Source organism: Trichocoleus sp. FACHB-591 (genome assembly GCF_014695845.1).
In the GTDB taxonomy this organism is placed as follows: Bacteria; Cyanobacteriota; Cyanobacteriia; order FACHB-46; family FACHB-46; genus Trichocoleus.
This window is the reverse complement of record NZ_JACJPA010000040.1, coordinates 206,190-221,580: the sequence shown is the minus strand read 5'-3', so window position 1 is coordinate 221,580 and position 15,391 is coordinate 206,190. Positions and strand designations below refer to the sequence as shown.

12 protein-coding genes are annotated in these 15,391 nt (G+C 48.9%); 7 read left to right on the top strand and 5 right to left on the bottom strand.

The features are described from left to right. Window positions 1–189 precede the first annotated feature (189 nt). On the bottom strand, window positions 190–915 hold the full coding sequence (locus H6F90_RS07095; protein ID WP_190551449.1) for a LuxR C-terminal-related transcriptional regulator: 726 nt from the start codon (window positions 913–915) through the stop codon (window positions 190–192). A 95-nt stretch (window positions 916–1,010) separates the two neighbouring features. Between H6F90_RS07095 and H6F90_RS07090 the strand changes: the two genes are divergently transcribed. Then, entirely contained in the window at window positions 1,011–1,664 is a 654-nt protein-coding gene (locus H6F90_RS07090) for a DUF3386 domain-containing protein (RefSeq protein ID WP_190551447.1), read from the top strand. Window positions 1,665–1,838: 174 nt separating this feature from the next. Here the strand turns inward: H6F90_RS07090 and aspS are convergent, their stop codons facing one another. The 3 genes from aspS to H6F90_RS07075 all read right to left on the bottom strand — a co-directional run bounded on the left by aspS (window position 1,839) and on the right by H6F90_RS07075 (window position 6,080). Continuing rightward, complete coding sequence (gene aspS / locus H6F90_RS07085) at window positions 1,839–3,626, bottom strand: aspartate--tRNA ligase (protein ID WP_190551445.1); 1,788 nt, start codon at window positions 3,624–3,626, stop codon at window positions 1,839–1,841. Window positions 3,627–3,966: 340 nt separating this feature from the next. Continuing rightward, a complete protein-coding gene (locus tag H6F90_RS07080) occupies window positions 3,967–4,410 on the bottom strand; it encodes a hypothetical protein (RefSeq protein ID WP_199295764.1) in 444 nt (147 codons plus the stop codon). Window positions 4,411–4,544: 134 nt separating this feature from the next. Next, window positions 4,545–6,080: a glycosyltransferase family 39 protein gene (locus H6F90_RS07075; protein ID WP_190551443.1), complete on the bottom strand. Its 1,536-nt coding sequence runs from the start codon at window positions 6,078–6,080 to the stop codon at window positions 4,545–4,547. Window positions 6,081–6,343: 263 nt separating this feature from the next. Here H6F90_RS07075 and crcB point away from each other — a divergent pair, with 263 nt between their 5' ends. Then, window positions 6,344–6,766: a fluoride efflux transporter CrcB gene (gene crcB / locus H6F90_RS07070; RefSeq protein ID WP_370587971.1), complete on the top strand. Its 423-nt coding sequence runs from the start codon at window positions 6,344–6,346 to the stop codon at window positions 6,764–6,766. A gap of 82 nt (window positions 6,767–6,848) precedes the next feature. After that, window positions 6,849–8,240, top strand: a complete 1,392-nt coding sequence (mgtE, locus tag H6F90_RS07065) for a magnesium transporter (protein ID WP_190551441.1) — start codon at window positions 6,849–6,851, stop codon at window positions 8,238–8,240. A gap of 203 nt (window positions 8,241–8,443) precedes the next feature. Here mgtE and H6F90_RS07060 read toward each other — a convergent pair whose 3' ends face one another. Next, window positions 8,444–9,358 carry a choice-of-anchor A family protein gene (locus tag H6F90_RS07060; RefSeq protein ID WP_190551716.1) on the bottom strand — a complete coding sequence of 305 codons (915 nt, stop codon included), beginning with the start codon at window positions 9,356–9,358 and terminating at the stop codon, window positions 8,444–8,446. Window positions 9,359–10,038: 680 nt separating this feature from the next. On the opposite strand from H6F90_RS07060, the gene H6F90_RS07055 reads away from it, so the two are divergent. From H6F90_RS07055 to H6F90_RS07040, 4 genes are all read left to right on the top strand, one after another. Then, window positions 10,039–12,120, top strand: coding sequence for a DICT sensory domain-containing protein (locus H6F90_RS07055; RefSeq protein ID WP_190551439.1), 2,082 nt, complete (start codon window positions 10,039–10,041; stop codon window positions 12,118–12,120). Window positions 12,121–12,243: 123 nt separating this feature from the next. Further along, entirely contained in the window at window positions 12,244–12,669 is a 426-nt protein-coding gene (locus H6F90_RS07050; RefSeq protein ID WP_190436875.1) for a photosystem I reaction center subunit II PsaD, read from the top strand. A 281-nt stretch (window positions 12,670–12,950) separates the two neighbouring features. Continuing rightward, entirely contained in the window at window positions 12,951–14,498 is a 1,548-nt protein-coding gene (gene trpE, locus H6F90_RS07045) for an anthranilate synthase component I (protein WP_190551437.1), read from the top strand. 250 nt (window positions 14,499–14,748) lie between these two features. Next, window positions 14,749–15,381: a Crp/Fnr family transcriptional regulator gene (locus H6F90_RS07040; protein ID WP_190551435.1), complete on the top strand. Its 633-nt coding sequence runs from the start codon at window positions 14,749–14,751 to the stop codon at window positions 15,379–15,381. Window positions 15,382–15,391 lie beyond the last annotated feature (10 nt).

Here is a 15,391-nt window from a genome sequence, read left to right as displayed (position 1 = left end):
CTCCGCGTTCAAACATGAATAGATTTCCCCCTTGTCCCAAGTTAGACAAGGGGGTTTCTTTTTTGAAGATATCTCCACAAATTAACCCCGTAGCGTGTGTTAGGCGAAGGCGTAACGCACGGGCAAAGGTGCGTGTGCTGCGTGCTCACGGCACCCTACGAATTATTTGGTATTGCTTGAACTGCTGATTCAGGGATTAAGGCTATCTCTTAAACGAGCCACCATTTCGGTGCGGGTGGAGACGTTGAGCTTTCGGAACATGCGTTTTAGGGCTTGTTTTACGGTGTTCTGAGTGATCCAGAGCTTTTCACCGATCTCTGCGTTTGTCAGTCCTTGAGCCACTAGTTCCGCAATTTGTTGCTCCCGCTCGGTGAGGCGATCGCTAATAGATGGCTGCAAGCGAGGGGATGCTTGGGGTCGAAAAACGGCCAAACGAGCTGAAAGATGCAAACATAAGCCGCTCAAACTCGCTAAATCTTGTAAGTTGAACGCCGGAGCATCGCTGGCACGAGTGAAATAAGCGCCACCAATTAAGCGGCCATGATTCACGATCGGTCCCATCATCACATGCTCTTGGTCGTAGTAGGCGTAGCAATTTTGGTATAGCTCTGATTCTTTCCAATCGTTGCCCGCAAACACTACTCCCTCGTGAGTGGGCGCATGGTGCTCAAACACATAGCGCAATACGGGATCAGTGCTGCGACCAATTTTCTCGTAGCGTTGCACAAAGGCATCTACATTAGGACCGCCTTGAATATCTACTTCCGCCGCTTGAGATTGCTCATTCAGCAGACACAAGCCCCAACATTCGGCATCAAAATATTCCCCTGCTTCTTTCATAAAAAGCAGGCGGAGTTCAGGTTCATTAGGAGCAGCGGCGATCGCTTGAAAGAAGTTATGGGGAGATTTGCCCATTAATCAAGGTGTACCCACTTGAGGTCTATGCAGTCTGAGTGCCTGCCTTCTATCTTAAGAATAAGAAACAAAAGCAGAAGACGTAGGAAAAACTCATGACAGTCGCACAAGTATCCGCTCCAGAGCTTTTTAGAGCTGCTTACGAAAATCGCTACACCTGGGATAAGAGCTTCCCTGGCTACACCGCTGATGTCACCCTAAAGCAAGACGATCAGGTATTTACTGGCAAAGCGCGAGTCAGCGCTGGCTTTAAGCCTGAAGTTGAAGGGATCGAGAACGAGGACGCTAAGCAGGCGATTCACGGCCAGTTGTTCGAAATTGCCATCCACCGGGTTCGCCGCACCTTTGAAGAAACCCACGGCAAAAACAGCTTCTCCTTTGGTAATACCGATGAGACGGGTGCTGTGGAAATTCTGATGGGGGGCAAGGCAGAAGGCGATCGCTATAAAGTGCGGGATAACGAGGTGTGCTTGGTACACCGTCACATCCACGGTGTTGTAGTTACGATCAACACGTTCAGCAGCCACGACACGGGTGAAGGCTACCTGTCTCACCGCTATGACTCGGTTTACCACGATCCCCAGACGGGTGAGCAGAAAGGTGGCAAGAGCCTATTTGAAGATGAATACGAGAAGGTGGGCGACTTCTACATCCTGAGCCGTCGAGCAATTTCTACCGAAACCGATGGTCAAACTTCTGTTCAGGAGTTCCTCTTCTCAAATATTCAACTATTAGAAGCAACTGCCTAAGTAGTCACGTTAGGTTGAGGTTGGAAAACCCAACCTACAAAAGCCACAGGAACAACAGATAGGGGCGGGCTGAGCAGAAAAGTGATTACTAAAATCAGCATTTTAAGCAAAACCCGCCCCTACCACTAAGGCAATCGAACGACTGCAATTGAGCGGCTCCGTGAGCCTGACGCTTTAAGTTTTTGGTTTGTGAGTAGAGGCGACATGCAGCTCCTTGAGTTGCTTGTCATCCACGCCCGAAGGCGCACTGGTTAGCAGACAACGAGCTTGCTGCGTTTTTGGGAAGGCGATCGCGTCTCGAATCGATTCTTCACCCGCCAACAACATCACCAAGCGATCGAGTCCATAGGCAATGCCCCCATGAGGCGGTGTGCCGTACTCAAAGGCTTCGATTAAGAAGCCAAACTTACTTTGAGCTTCCTCTTCGGGTAAACCAATGGTCTCGAAGACTTGGGCTTGCAAATCGGGTTGATAGATCCGCAGGCTACCACCCCCAACTTCAAAGCCGTTGAACACCAAGTCATAAGCTTGAGCGCGAGCTGTTTTTAGGTCATCGCGGTCGTCTGGGTGGGGTGCGGTGAAGGGATGGTGCAGCGCTTCGAGGCGCTTCTCGTCAGCATTCCACTCAAACATGGGGAAATCGACGATCCAGAGTAGATTGATCTTTTCGGTATCAATTAGATTCAGTTCTTGGGCAATTACTTGGCGGAGGCGATCGAGGGTTTTGTTCACCAAGTCGGTTGGACCAGCACCAAACAGCAACAAATCACCTGCCTTAGCGCCAGTCCGAGCTAGTAGCTCTTGCTTTTGCTCAGCAGTTAAGTTGTCCTTAATCGCGCCAATGGTGTCAATTTCGCCATCTTCGCGCACGCGGATGTAGGCCAAACCTTTAGCGCCCGCGTTGCAAGCTTCTTGGAATAAGTCACCACCAGGTTTAATCCGCACGTTGGAAATGGCATCGTTGCCGCCGGGGATTGGTAGAACTTTGACAATGCCGCCACTCGCGACTGCACCAGAGAACACTTTAAAGCCAGAACCCTTGACCAAATCGGAGACTTCCACTAGCTCCAGGTCGTACCGGGTGTCAGGCTTGTCAGAACCATAGCGATCCATCGCCTCTTTATAGGTCAGACGGGGAAAGGGTCTGGGTAGATCGATGCCTTTTATGGTCTTAAACAGATGGAAAACTAAGTCTTCGTTTAGAGTCAGAATTTCCTCTTGCGACATGAAACTCATTTCCATGTCTAGTTGAGTAAATTCAGGTTGGCGATCGGCCCGTAAATCTTCGTCCCGGAAGCAACGAGCCACTTGGTAGTAGCGATCGAACCCTGACACCATCAGCAGTTGCTTGAACAACTGCGGCGACTGCGGCAGCGCGAACCAATCTCCGGGGTTGACGCGGCTAGGCACTAAGTAATCTCGTGCGCCTTCCGGGGTGGAGCGAGTCAGGATCGGCGTTTCAACTTCGATAAAATCTTTGGCATCTTCTAGGTAGCGCCGCAATGTTTTGATGATTTCATGACGTAGCCGCAGATTGCGATTCATGCGATCGCGCCGCAAATCTAAGTAGCGATATTTCAGGCGCAAATCTTCTCGTACAGCCTCGTTGTCTGCCGTAGAAACCTGGAAGGGAAGTTGCTTGCGAACCGCATTCAACAGCTCGACCTGATCAGCGTAGATTTCAATTTCTCCCGTGGGCAGCCGAGGATTGAGCGAGTCATCAGGGCGGCGAGTCACCCGACCCGTGACTTGGATGACATACTCGTTGCGGAAATCACCCGCTGGCTCGTAAGAATTGGGGGTGCGTTCCGGATCGCTGACAATTTGGACAATGCCAGTGCGATCGCGTAGGTCTAGAAAGATTACACCCCCGTGATCGCGGCGACGGTCTACCCATCCACACAGCGTGACAGTCTCTCCAATATTTTCTGCTCGGAGTTGGCCGCAATAATGGGTTCGCATAGCTAATGATTCAGAGTTCTTGCTTTTCAGAATTGATGAAATTGAAGTTGAGGCTCAGGAGAAGCTGCCAAAAGCGCAGTACGTCCTAGGGATGTTTAGCGAAACCTTCCCATTATCCAGCATTTTGCTTGCGCTTCTATCACCGAGTCTGAGCTGAATGGGATGAAGGGGTTGTCTGTCTGGAGTGCCCAAGGGCGGATAGCTCAATCAAAGCTAGACTCTGTTCAACCCCATTCATAAAAGTAGGGGCACGAAAAAACCGTACCCCCAAAATTTACGGAATGTTGGACTGTCACGTAGCAATCCTATCGGTCATGCACCCAAGTGTGACCGGTTCGCTTTACTTAGGACGGGTAGCCATTAAGCTATTCCAAGCGAGTCTAGCTGCATCTGCAAGTTGAAAACCAACGGACTCAATTTCACCTAGAATGACGTGCCAGCTTTTATCAGCTTCTTTTTGTAAGGTTTGAATCGTCTGTTCCAAATGCTGGGGATCGATCATCAATTGGCTTTGTTCAACTGCTGTTCTCGCTTGGCGGACGGCGTTGAGGTAAGCATCACGGCTGAGATCGCCCGCAGATTGCACTTCCGCTTGAGCGCGCTTCCGAATGGCTGCGATCAACGCTTGAGTTTCGCGTTTAATTTCGTCATCTTCCTCAGTTAGTTCGACGGTCACGATCGCATCGGTTTGGGAATTGACCAGCGCCGTATTTTCGCCAGAAGTGGATGGAGGATGGATTTCGACAACGACGGTTTCTGCGTTCGTTGGTTCATCAGAACTCATAAAGGGCCTCCAAAGCGGGTAAGGCTAAGTAATTAGGATGGCTGACGCAATTAGTAATGATGCGACAAATCCAATCTAACCAGTTTGGCGAGATTTGGCAGGTAAACAGGACACAGAATCATCAGGCAGCCAATTCATGATGATCGGTCGCTGGGTACCTTGGGACTGCTGCCTTGTTCTAAGTGCCAAAGATGTTGGACCCGTGGTACTCGCTGAGAATGGAATGCTTGCTGGGTTAATGTTTCTCGCAAATTTCGTGAAGGCTCTAGCAAAAAGACATCACTGAACTCTTGGATTACTTGCTGAGAAACGATCGGTTGCTGAGGTTCTAAGGTTAGTCGCAATTTCACGTCCGGTTCTAGAAGATGGCTTAAAGCAAGTACCTCACCAAAACTAGAATCGCTGATCACGAGAGCGTGAGGAGACTGATTAATGACTCGTGCGATCGCTGGATTTGCATTGCTGCTGTATTTGTGCCACCAAGTGGTTGCCGACGTACTAGTAGCGCAAGAGATAATGCCAAGGCCCGCAAGAATAGCTAATAGCGATCGCCAAAAGTAGGGGAAGTCGCTTTTAGGGACGAAAATCTTGACACTTAACAAGTAAGTAACCGCAAGTTGAATGGCGATATAGCAAGGAATCAAATAGCGGTTGATCAGCGATCGCCGTCCCCCACCTATCAAATCTGGTGCTGTAAAAGCAAATAAGGTAACACCTAGTAGCGTGACAATAAACAACCAAGTTGGCTTAGGAGCGTTACGGATCACGAAGTAAAGTGAGTAGGCCACTAGTACCAAAATTGGCAGTATCAGGTAAGTAAGTGGGTTCTTTAAGCTAAACTGCACATCTAAAAATAAGCGACTGAGGTTTAAGGCCCAAATTTTAATAAAAGCTGACAAAGGAATAGGTGTGGCAGTCCAGCCTACTCCATCAATTTGCTTGAGGTATGGCAGCCAGGGTAGGAAACCGACAAAGGCTATGAGAGAACTAGCTAAGTAGGCTTTCCAAGTTTTGTTCAGTCGCCAGCCCTGGGTAAGCAAGACGTAGAGTCCATGACTCACAACGACTAATCCTTGAAGGATGCATGTGTAGAATCCAAGGACGATGGTGAGGCTATATACTCCCCAACTTACTTTAGTTTGCTGTCTTATAGCGCTGAGTAGAGCGGCACTACAGAGCACAACTATTGCGGTCCATAAGCTATACTCCCTGGCTTCCTGAGCGTAGAGCACATGAAAGGGAGATACGGCAAACAAGGCGATCGCAGTCCAGCCTGGAACTGCCGAGCCAAACAATTCTCGACAAAGCCAATAAAGACTTGGAAAGATTAATAAACTTAGAAACGCAGATAAGCTTCTTAAGGTTGCAGTGGAAGTGCCAAATATCTTGAGCCAAAACCAACCTAACAAATAATAAAGTGGTGGATGCTGAGGATCATGTGTTGCAAGTTGTTTGACAGTATCTAAAGCGTTTCTATCAGGGCTAGGGAATTGATATTTGGAGATATCACTAGCTCTAAGAGTTTGACCATTAAAAATATTTGCAATTATTTCAGTTCGAGAGTGACCTGAAAGCCAAAGCGAAGTGTAAGCCTCATCTTTCCAATAAACTTTTTGTCCTAGATTGACAAATCGGAAGCAAATGCCTAGCACTAGCAAAAAAATACACAAAAATTTTAGCCAGTGAGAAACTGTGCTTGAGTTTGCCCATGCCTGTTTGATAAAAGGTTTAGCGTTCATTGAGGAGTATTGGATGAAAAAGAACAAAACTGAATCTGAATTTGCTCGTTATTTCTGTAAGAAAGATGACGGAGTTGCGCTTTAAGGGTTAGATATGGTGCTGACGCAGGTTTGCTCTGACTGCTACACATCCTAATCCTTGTTAAGTGTTTTGCTTCCTTAAATAGGCTGACTCAAGAATAGTCTTGACCCGAGTGTTGTACTTTATGGGGTTGTTAGTGTTTCAAGACCCTGCACATCGAGCTCCGATCGCGATTAGTTTAGGGGCGATCGTGGGGGCTCTCAGCCGTTACTACTTGACAGTTTGGTTTACCCAACGCTTTGGCACGAGCTTTCCTTATGGAACGTTTGTCATTAATCTAACGGGTTGCTTGGGCATGGGATTTTTCTCGACTCTGGCTTTAGAGCGGATTGTTGCCATTTCGTCCGAGATGCGCTTGTTAGTGGCCACTGGGTTTCTCGGTGCCTACACCACCTTTTCTACCTATGGTTTGGAGACGGTAAGCTTATTGCGGAACCAGAATCTGTGGTATGCGGGTTTATATGGGGTGGGCAGTGCCGTGCTGGGAGTGATCAGCATTCAGCTAGGTACAATTTTGGCTCGTGGGCTGAAGTAGAAGCAGGCTATACCGATTGCCTACCACTGACCCGTAGACTGAAGGTAGCAAGTGACGTACTCCTAAGTTGAGGAAATCCGCCTTGACTGAATATCTCTCCTCTCCGTTGCCATCTACTTCGCGAACCGAACTTCGACAGTTGGTGCGATCGCAACTCCAAGCCCTGCTAGAACAAGGAAATTTGCCAGGGGCCAAAGCGTTGTTGGTGCCTGTGCAAGCCCCTGATGCTGCCGAGGCGATCGAGGGTTTGCCTGAAACCCTTCAAGTAATTGCCTTTCGCTTATTACCTAAAAGTGAGGCGATCGAAGTTTATGAGTATCTAGATTCTTCGGTGCAGCAAGCTCTAGTTCAGGAGTTTAAGCGTCAGGAAGTCTTGGACATTGTCGATAAAATGTCTCCTGATGATCGAGTGCGCTTGTTCGATGAATTACCCGCTAAGATTGTCACTCGCCTGCTGGAGCAGTTAAGTCCTTTAGAGCGCCAATCCACTGCTTTGCTATTGGGTTACGAACCAGGCACAGCAGGGCGAATTATGACACCTGAGTATATTTCCTTAAAAGAAAGCTTTACGGTTTTTCAAGCCTTAGAACGGATTCGCAGTCTCGCCAAATATACCGAGACAATTTATTACCTTTACGTAACGGATGCAGCCCGCTGTTTGACAGGCACTCTGTCACTGCGAGAATTGGTAGTGGCACAACCCCAACAAACGATTGGGGAGATCATGACTCGCGATGCGCTCTCTGTTCAGACAGATACAGACCAAGAAGAAGTGGCTCGACTGATTCAACGCTATGACTTTTTGGCTGTTCCCGTGGTAGATACGGAGCGGCGGCTGGTAGGAATTGTTACGGTCGATGATGTGCTCGACATTTTGGAGCAAGAAACTACCGAAGACATCTACGCGCTAGGTGGCGTGCAGTCGGATGGCGACAACTATTTCCAAACTAATTTGTTTACCGTAGCGCGGCGACGAGTTGTCTGGCTCTTTGTCCTGCTGCTCACAAATACGGTGACTGGCACGATTATTAAAGCGCAAGAAGAACTGTTGCAGCAGGTAGTAACGTTGGCTGCCTTTATTCCCTTACTCACAGGCACTGGGGGCAACGTCGGGGCTCAGTCTTCTACGGTGGTGATTCGAGGCTTGAATACAGAGGATATTCGGCTGAAAGAAGCGCTACGAATTATTCGGCGGGAGGCGATCGCAGGGATTTTGCTCGGCCTAATTTTGGGGAGCATCACGATCGTCTGGGCCTATTTTCTCCAGGGCAACTTAATGGTCGCCATAGCGGTAGGGATCAGTTTGCTCGCGATCGCGCTATTGGCTTCCGTGTCTGGCTCAGCTCTACCCTTTCTGTTTCGTTCTCTAGGGCTTGATCCAGCTCTGATGTCAGCTCCTTTCATTACTACTGCCGTAGATGTACTAGGCGTACTGATCTACTTCAGTTTGGCACGGCTAATTTTGCGGCTGTAGAGTGTGCCCGTCAGTAAAGACAAAATAAAAATGAAGGCTGGGTTAGCAAGCCTTCACTTAAATCTCAAGTATTCATGACTATCAACCTTGCAACAAACAGCTCCTGGCTATAAGCTTCCGACTATAAACTAAAGACATCTCAGTTCTCAATCAAATCCACCAGGCAGGCTCTAGTTCGGAGCTGTTGTTTAACAGGTTTGTATCTATGCAGCCTGCTTGGTTTTCCGACGAGATGCTGCTAAAGCCGCAGCAGCGAAACCTAAACCAGCTAAGGTCGCAGGCTCAGGAACACTAGCAGGGGGCTGTTCAACTGGAGGACGACCCACATGGTTGAACTGGCCAGTGCCAGTTAAGCCAGCCGCAACCAGCGTGCCATTCATTTGACCATTATTAAACTCAAACTTGGCTTTGGGAGCTAGGATACTACCTTCAATTCCTACCGCAGAAGCCGTAATGTTGGTTGCTTCAAAGAAGTTGAATAGAATATTTTGCTTGTCAACGCCTTTTAGCGAGAAACCAAAATTCTGGAAGGAAACATTTTTACCGCTGACGTTAACAATGAAGTTACCGGAGCCTTCGAAGCTCAAACCTGTAGCGTTTGCTAAATCAGTGCCTTCCAAATCAAAGACATTGGTAGAGCCTGTGCCCGCTAAATTAATTCCGCCCCAGGATGTCACTTCTGCATCAGTTGCAGTGCTAGACAAATAGGATTGCGACAGATTCACTAGAGATTGACCCGCTTTGCCAAAGTCGATGGGGTTGCCTGACTTCAGTGCACCACCTTGGAAGTCAACGCTAGTTAGATTTGCGCTGCCACCCACAACGGCATTGCCGTACACTGTGCCATTTTTGAAGTCAAGATCGCCACCCACTACTAGGGCATCGCCACCTTGGTCCTTAAGGCCAACACTATAGTTACGCAGGGTGGCATCACCAGCGATCGCCATTTTGCCTTCAGTGTCTGCATCTAGATTCACATCACCCAAAACAAAAACGTTATATCCGGTTGCGGCACCTAAGTTGACGGTAGCAGCACTGACCTGGGTAGAAAAACCAAGAACTGCAGTGGCTCCTGCAGCCACTACGGGCACCCATGAGAAGAAAGCTTTAGTGTTCATAGCGGTGGACTACGAAAGGTTACGTAAGTTACAAACTCATCCTATTCAGGGAATCTACGGAAAACAATCTCAAAAAACGGTTGTCTATACACTCTTTATAAACAAACGTTGTTTTATAAAGCTGATATAAAAAATGCTGGCCTTTAGAGCTTGTGATATTGCTAGATATACGGTGATATAAGGATTTTCGGGATTCTGGTAGAGAAAAATAGCTTATAAATGCCTCTAATTTTATTAATTAATGTACTTAACCAAACTTGGCTAAAAAGCGAGTTATTTTGCTTTTTGAATTTGAATTTTTTCTAACACTTTGGGCGTACTTCTTAAGAAGGAGTAAATAAAAACTTATATAAGCTGGCGATCGCTGAGTAGATAGAGTTTAATGGCTATTCAGAGAGCGAAAGGCGAATTTTGCGCAACTAGCTAGCGCTCAACTTGCGATCGCTCAGTCAAAATAGGAAAGAAAACTTTCGATAACCGCTAACACCTAATCCTGATTAAGATAGGTTGTGGTCGGTGGCATAAGTGCTGGGTTGCCAGTTGAGCCTTTGCCGCCAGCCTGAGCGCTAGATTGCCTCTCTAGATTGCTTCTCTAGAGCTATAGCGTGGGAATTAGGCGCAGTCTATCTCAATACCGCTTTCACGTGGATTGTGTCCCGCCTGGACTGATAAAAACCTGAATGAGTACCCATACTTCCGTGCTGGAAGCTCTGTTACAAGCCCTGCCCGAACTAAGACCGCAACTATACTTCAAGTCCTCCCTGACAGCGTTGTCTCATGCAATGGAAGACCAAGTTTTGGCGGGAACCGAACGGCCCTTGGTGATTGCTAGCTTCCAGCGAGAGCGTTTCTATCGGCAGGAAGCACATCGTTATCTACGGATTGCTGAGCGCACCAATCAGGTCTATGTCTTAGCAGCACCCGAAACCGATTTTGCCAATCGTTCAGGCAGTTACGAAACCATCGCTTTTGAGCCGCCTGATCAACTGACCCATGAATGGCATTTGGTGGTAATTGGGCAGCAGTATGCTAGTTGTTTGGTTTGTCGCGAGCGTGAAAGCCCAAATACCAGTCCAGTCAGGCTCCGGCGAGATGCGCTACCACCACCAGAGCAACCCGCGATGGATCAGACCCGGCGCTTTGAAGGGGTGTGGACCTTTGACCGTCAAGTGACCTGCCAAGCGGCTGAACTCCTGCTAGATCGAGTGTTGGAGTATCGACCTGAATTAGCAGACAAAGTAGCGCAAGCCAAAGCTGAATTTTTGGGTAAAAAGCCGTCTGGGTTGCAAGGGATTGACCCTGACCCCTTTGTCGAGCGGCTATTGACCTATTTGCAAGCGGGCCAGTACAAATTGCTCAAAACCTATCGCTCGATCGCGGCTCAGGAACGCAAAGAGCGGTTGGTTAACTCGATCAGTTCAGCCATTCGGCGATCGCTCAACCCAGACGAAATCTTCAAAGTAGCAGTGCAGGAACTAGGGCAAACCCTCCGCGTTTGTCGCTGCCTAATGTATCGCTGTCGAGCCACAGATGCGACAGCCACAATTCAGTATGAGTTTCTCAGTCCCAATGCCATTTGTGCCGACTCAGCGGTAGATGGGGCAACGGCTACAGCCGGGATTACCGCGCCTTCTCTAAATGGTCAAACTTGGCCGCTGCAAAACAATCCTTTATTTCAGGAAATTGCTCAGAAGCGCGAGTTGATCCACATCGAAGATACGACCAAGGATTCCCGCATCACTGGCAACGCAGACTTGCAGGCACTAAGCGATCGCTGGCAGATTCGTTCTTGGCTGATGGTGCCCCTGCTGTATCAAGATCGCTTGATGGGCATGGTAGAACTGCATCACTGCGGCGCGTTACCTCATCGCTGGGCTGATGATGAGTTGTCTTTAGTAGAGGCGATCGCCACCCAAGTGGGAGTGGCCTTGATTCAAGCGGAAGCCTACGCCAACTTAGAAGATTTAAACCAACAGCTCGAAGCGTTCGATCGCACCCGTAGCAACTTAATTGCCATCACAGGCCACGAACTCCGCACTCCCCTTTCCACGATTCAAGTGTGCCTAGAAAGCCTTGCTAGCGAGCCGGATATGCCGTTGGAACTGCGGCAAGTCATGCTCAGCACCGCCTTAAGTGATGCAGAGCGCATGCGTAAACTGGTACAAGATTTTCTCACCCTCTCGCGCTTAGAGAGTGGACGAGTGCAGTGGAACTTAGAACCGCTGCCTTTGCAGGAATGTGTGGACCTAGCTCTGAGCAGCATTCATTCTCGGCAATCCCAAGCTCAGTTGCCCCAGATTGCGGCCCAAGTGCCTCCAGAATTACCGTTGGTACGAGCCGATGGTGAATGGTTAGTCGAGGTACTCTCGAAACTGCTGGAAAACGCTTGCAAATTTACTGAACCTGAAGGCCAAGTCACCATTGAAGCTCGCCGGAATGGTAGACAAATGCTAGAGGTAACGATTACCGATACAGGCCGAGGCATTGAACCGAATCGGCTGGAAGCGGTGTTCGATCGCTTCTATCAAGAGGAAGGAGCCTTGCGCCGCACCACAGGAGGCACAGGTTTAGGCTTAGCCATTTGCCGCCAAATTATTACGGGCTTAGGGGGGCAGATCTGGGCGGAATCAGCCGGAAGAGATCAAGGCAGTCGTTTCCACTTCACGATTCCGATTAGTCGAGAAGGACGAGAGACGCGATCGCCTAATGTCCAAACGGGCAATTCCAAGATGCGGCATAAACGGATCACTACGCGTCCTTAACAATTTAAAGAATTGTCAAGCCGTAATACTGAAGAACTGTAACAGTTCCTGACAAAGTAGATAGACGGGTTCCGTCTCAGTGATAGGATGCCGTAAAACGTTCAGACGTTCAGAGAGAAATTCATGGCAGAAACCCTTACTGGACAAACTCCTTTATTTGGCGGCAGTACAGGTGGCCTACTAACCAAAGCTCAAGTCGAAGAGAAATACGCCATCACTTGGACTAGCCCCAAAGAGCAAGTGTTTGAAATGCCCACGGGTGGAGCGGCAGTTATGCAGCAAGGTGACAACTTGCTGTACCTAGCTCGTAAAGAGCACTGCATCGCCCTCGGAGGCCAGCAACTGCGGGCAAAATTCAAAATCACTAACTATAAGATCTATCGGATTTTTCCGAATGGCGAAATGGAGTACCTGCATCCTAAGGATGGTGTGTTCCCTGAGAAGGTGAATGCAGGCCGTCCTTACGTGGGTAAGAAAGAACGCCGTATTGGTCAAAACACTGACCCCTCTAAAGTCAAATTTAGTGGTGAGTCAACTTATAGCGTCTAGGGCTAGCTGCTTAAGTTCTCATCTCGAAGCTTGATGGAGTTTTTGAATTTTCAAAAATTCTTTCAAAGTGTTCGGATGGTTGCTTAGTGCAGTTTAATTGATTGACAGGACAAAGACAGTTGAGTCTCGGATGGCTTGCTCCCTCCGAGGCTTTACTTTTTAAATCAACGAAGTATTTTGATTTATTTGCGTCCCTTCAACCTCAACCAGCATGACTCAGGTCAATCCATTTCGCCAGTAAAGTGTTTACTTGAGTCCCTCCCAGACTGAACCATACAGCCATGATTTTCCCGGATTTTTCGCAATTTTCAGCCCTCGCTCAGCAAGGTAATTTCATTCCGGTTTACCAGGAATGGGTGGCAGATTTAGAAACGCCTGTTTCAGCCTGGTATAAAGTTTGTGCAGGGCAACCCTATAGCTTTTTGCTGGAATCTGTAGAAGGGGGTGAGCAACTCGCTCGCTACAGTTTGTTGGGCTGCGATCCGCTGTGGATTTTGGAGGCGAGAGGCGATCGCACCACTCAAACTCATCGTGATGGTTCCGTTCAAGAGTTTTCCGGCAACCCATTAGATATTTTGACGAGTTGCTTGCAACCTTACCAACCTGTCAAGTTGACAGAGCTACCGCCGGGGATTGGGGGATTGTTTGGGTTTTGGGGCTATGAATTAATTCGTTGGATTGAACCGCGCGTTCCGGTTTATCCTGCTACAGAAGCAGACCTGCCAGATGGTTTGTGGATGCAGGTAGATAACCTGTTGATTTTTGATCAAGTCAAGCGCAAGATTTGGGCGATCGCCTACGCGGACTTACAATCGCCAGGGGTAGATCTGGCACAGGCCTATGAGCAAGCCTGCGATCGCGTCCGGCAGTTAGTCAGCAAACTACAGCTACCGTTATCTGGCACTGACACCGTTCTTGAATGGACTCCGCCCAGCAGCCTCAAAACTGCTCCACCGCTAAATTACACCAGCAACACCTCACAAGCTGACTTCTGCGCCAATGTGGAGAAGGCTAAAGAGCACATCAAAGCAGGGGATATTTTCCAGGTCGTCATTTCTCAGCAGTTGGCGACAGAATACCGTGGCGATCCTTTTGCTTTGTACCGTTCCCTGCGCTTAATTAATCCCTCGCCCTACATGGCTTATTTCCACTTCCAAGACTGGCAAATTATTGGCTCCAGTCCAGAAGTAATGGTGAAAGCTGAACGGACCTCTGACCCCCAAGGCCCCCTAACTGCAACTCTGCGCCCGATCGCTGGTACTCGTCCCCGTGGCAAGACGACGGCAGAAGACTCAGCGCTAGCCACAGACCTTCTGCAAGACCCCAAAGAGATTGCCGAGCATGTCATGCTGGTCGATTTGGGCCGTAACGACCTAGGGCGAGTCTGTCAAAGTGGCAGTGTCAAAGTCGATCAGTTGATGGTGATTGAGCGCTACTCCCACGTCATGCACATCGTCAGCAATGTTATTGGTGAATTAGCCTCTGACAAAACAGCTTGGGATTTGCTCAAAGCTTGTTTTCCGGCTGGAACGGTGAGCGGAGCCCCAAAGATTCGGGCAATGGAAATTATCCATGACTTAGAGCCTTGTCGGCGGGGGCCTTACTCCGGAGCTTATGGCTACTACGATTTTGAAGGGCAGCTCAATACCGCGATCGCCATTCGGACGATGGTAGTTCGTAGCCAAGGCGATGGCAAGTACCGAGTCAGTGTCCAGGCAGGCGCTGGCTTGGTGGCGGATTCGGAGCCAGAACGCGAGTACCAGGAAACCCTTAATAAAGCCAGAGGGCTGCTAGAAGCGATTCGTTGCCTCCATGCTGATGTAATTTGACTGACAAGGGCTGACTGACAAAGTTTGGCTGGCAAGGGCTGACCAAGTTAACTCTGGTGTGAGCTAGCATACTTGACCCTACTCTAGGCAGCAGTTAACCTAATTGAGCCGTACTGCTGTCTGGCAGTCTGTCTTGTGAGCAAGATCACAAGCGGCATAACCAAAATTTAACCGGGCGTAAACCCAGCAATTAACTTCCCTTGAGCTCGAACCTCTAAATTAAGGGAAAGATTTAGCCTGGGTAATTGGTATGCTCCATTCTTTTGCCTCTGAGGCAGGCTCTCAGCCCGATTTACGTCAGTTGCTGGAGGAGCTTTACGAAGGCCGCAGTTTATATCCATATAGCAGTGGTCAATCCATCCGCATGGCCCCGCAGGAAATTTGGATTGTCTGTCGCGGGGTGGTGCAGCTCAGTACCCTCTACCCCAACGGCGATGAAGCTTTGCTGGGTTTAGCGGGACCTTCCATGCCTTTTGGGTTGCCATTGACGCTGACCCATCCTTATCAAGCTACCGCTTTATCTAATGTTGATTTAATGCGGTTAACGGTGGCTGATGTGGAGCAATCTCCCACTCTGACGAAGGGAATTCTGCGCCACGTCAACCGCCGCTTACGGCAGACGGAAGCAATTTTAGCTTTGGTGGGGCATCGCCGAGTTAAAGATCGGCTGTGCCATTTGTTGTTGTTGCTGAAGCAAGAAATTGGTTTGCCTACTGCCGAAGGCACTCGTCTAGGCGTCCGGTTGACTCACCAACACTTAGCCAATGCGATCGGCACGACGCGGGTTACCGTGACTCGCTTGCTGGGTCAGCTAAAAGAAGAAGGATGGCTGAATGTAGATCGGAACCACCATATTGTGATTCCGTCCCAGACCACCCTATAAGTCAGCCACG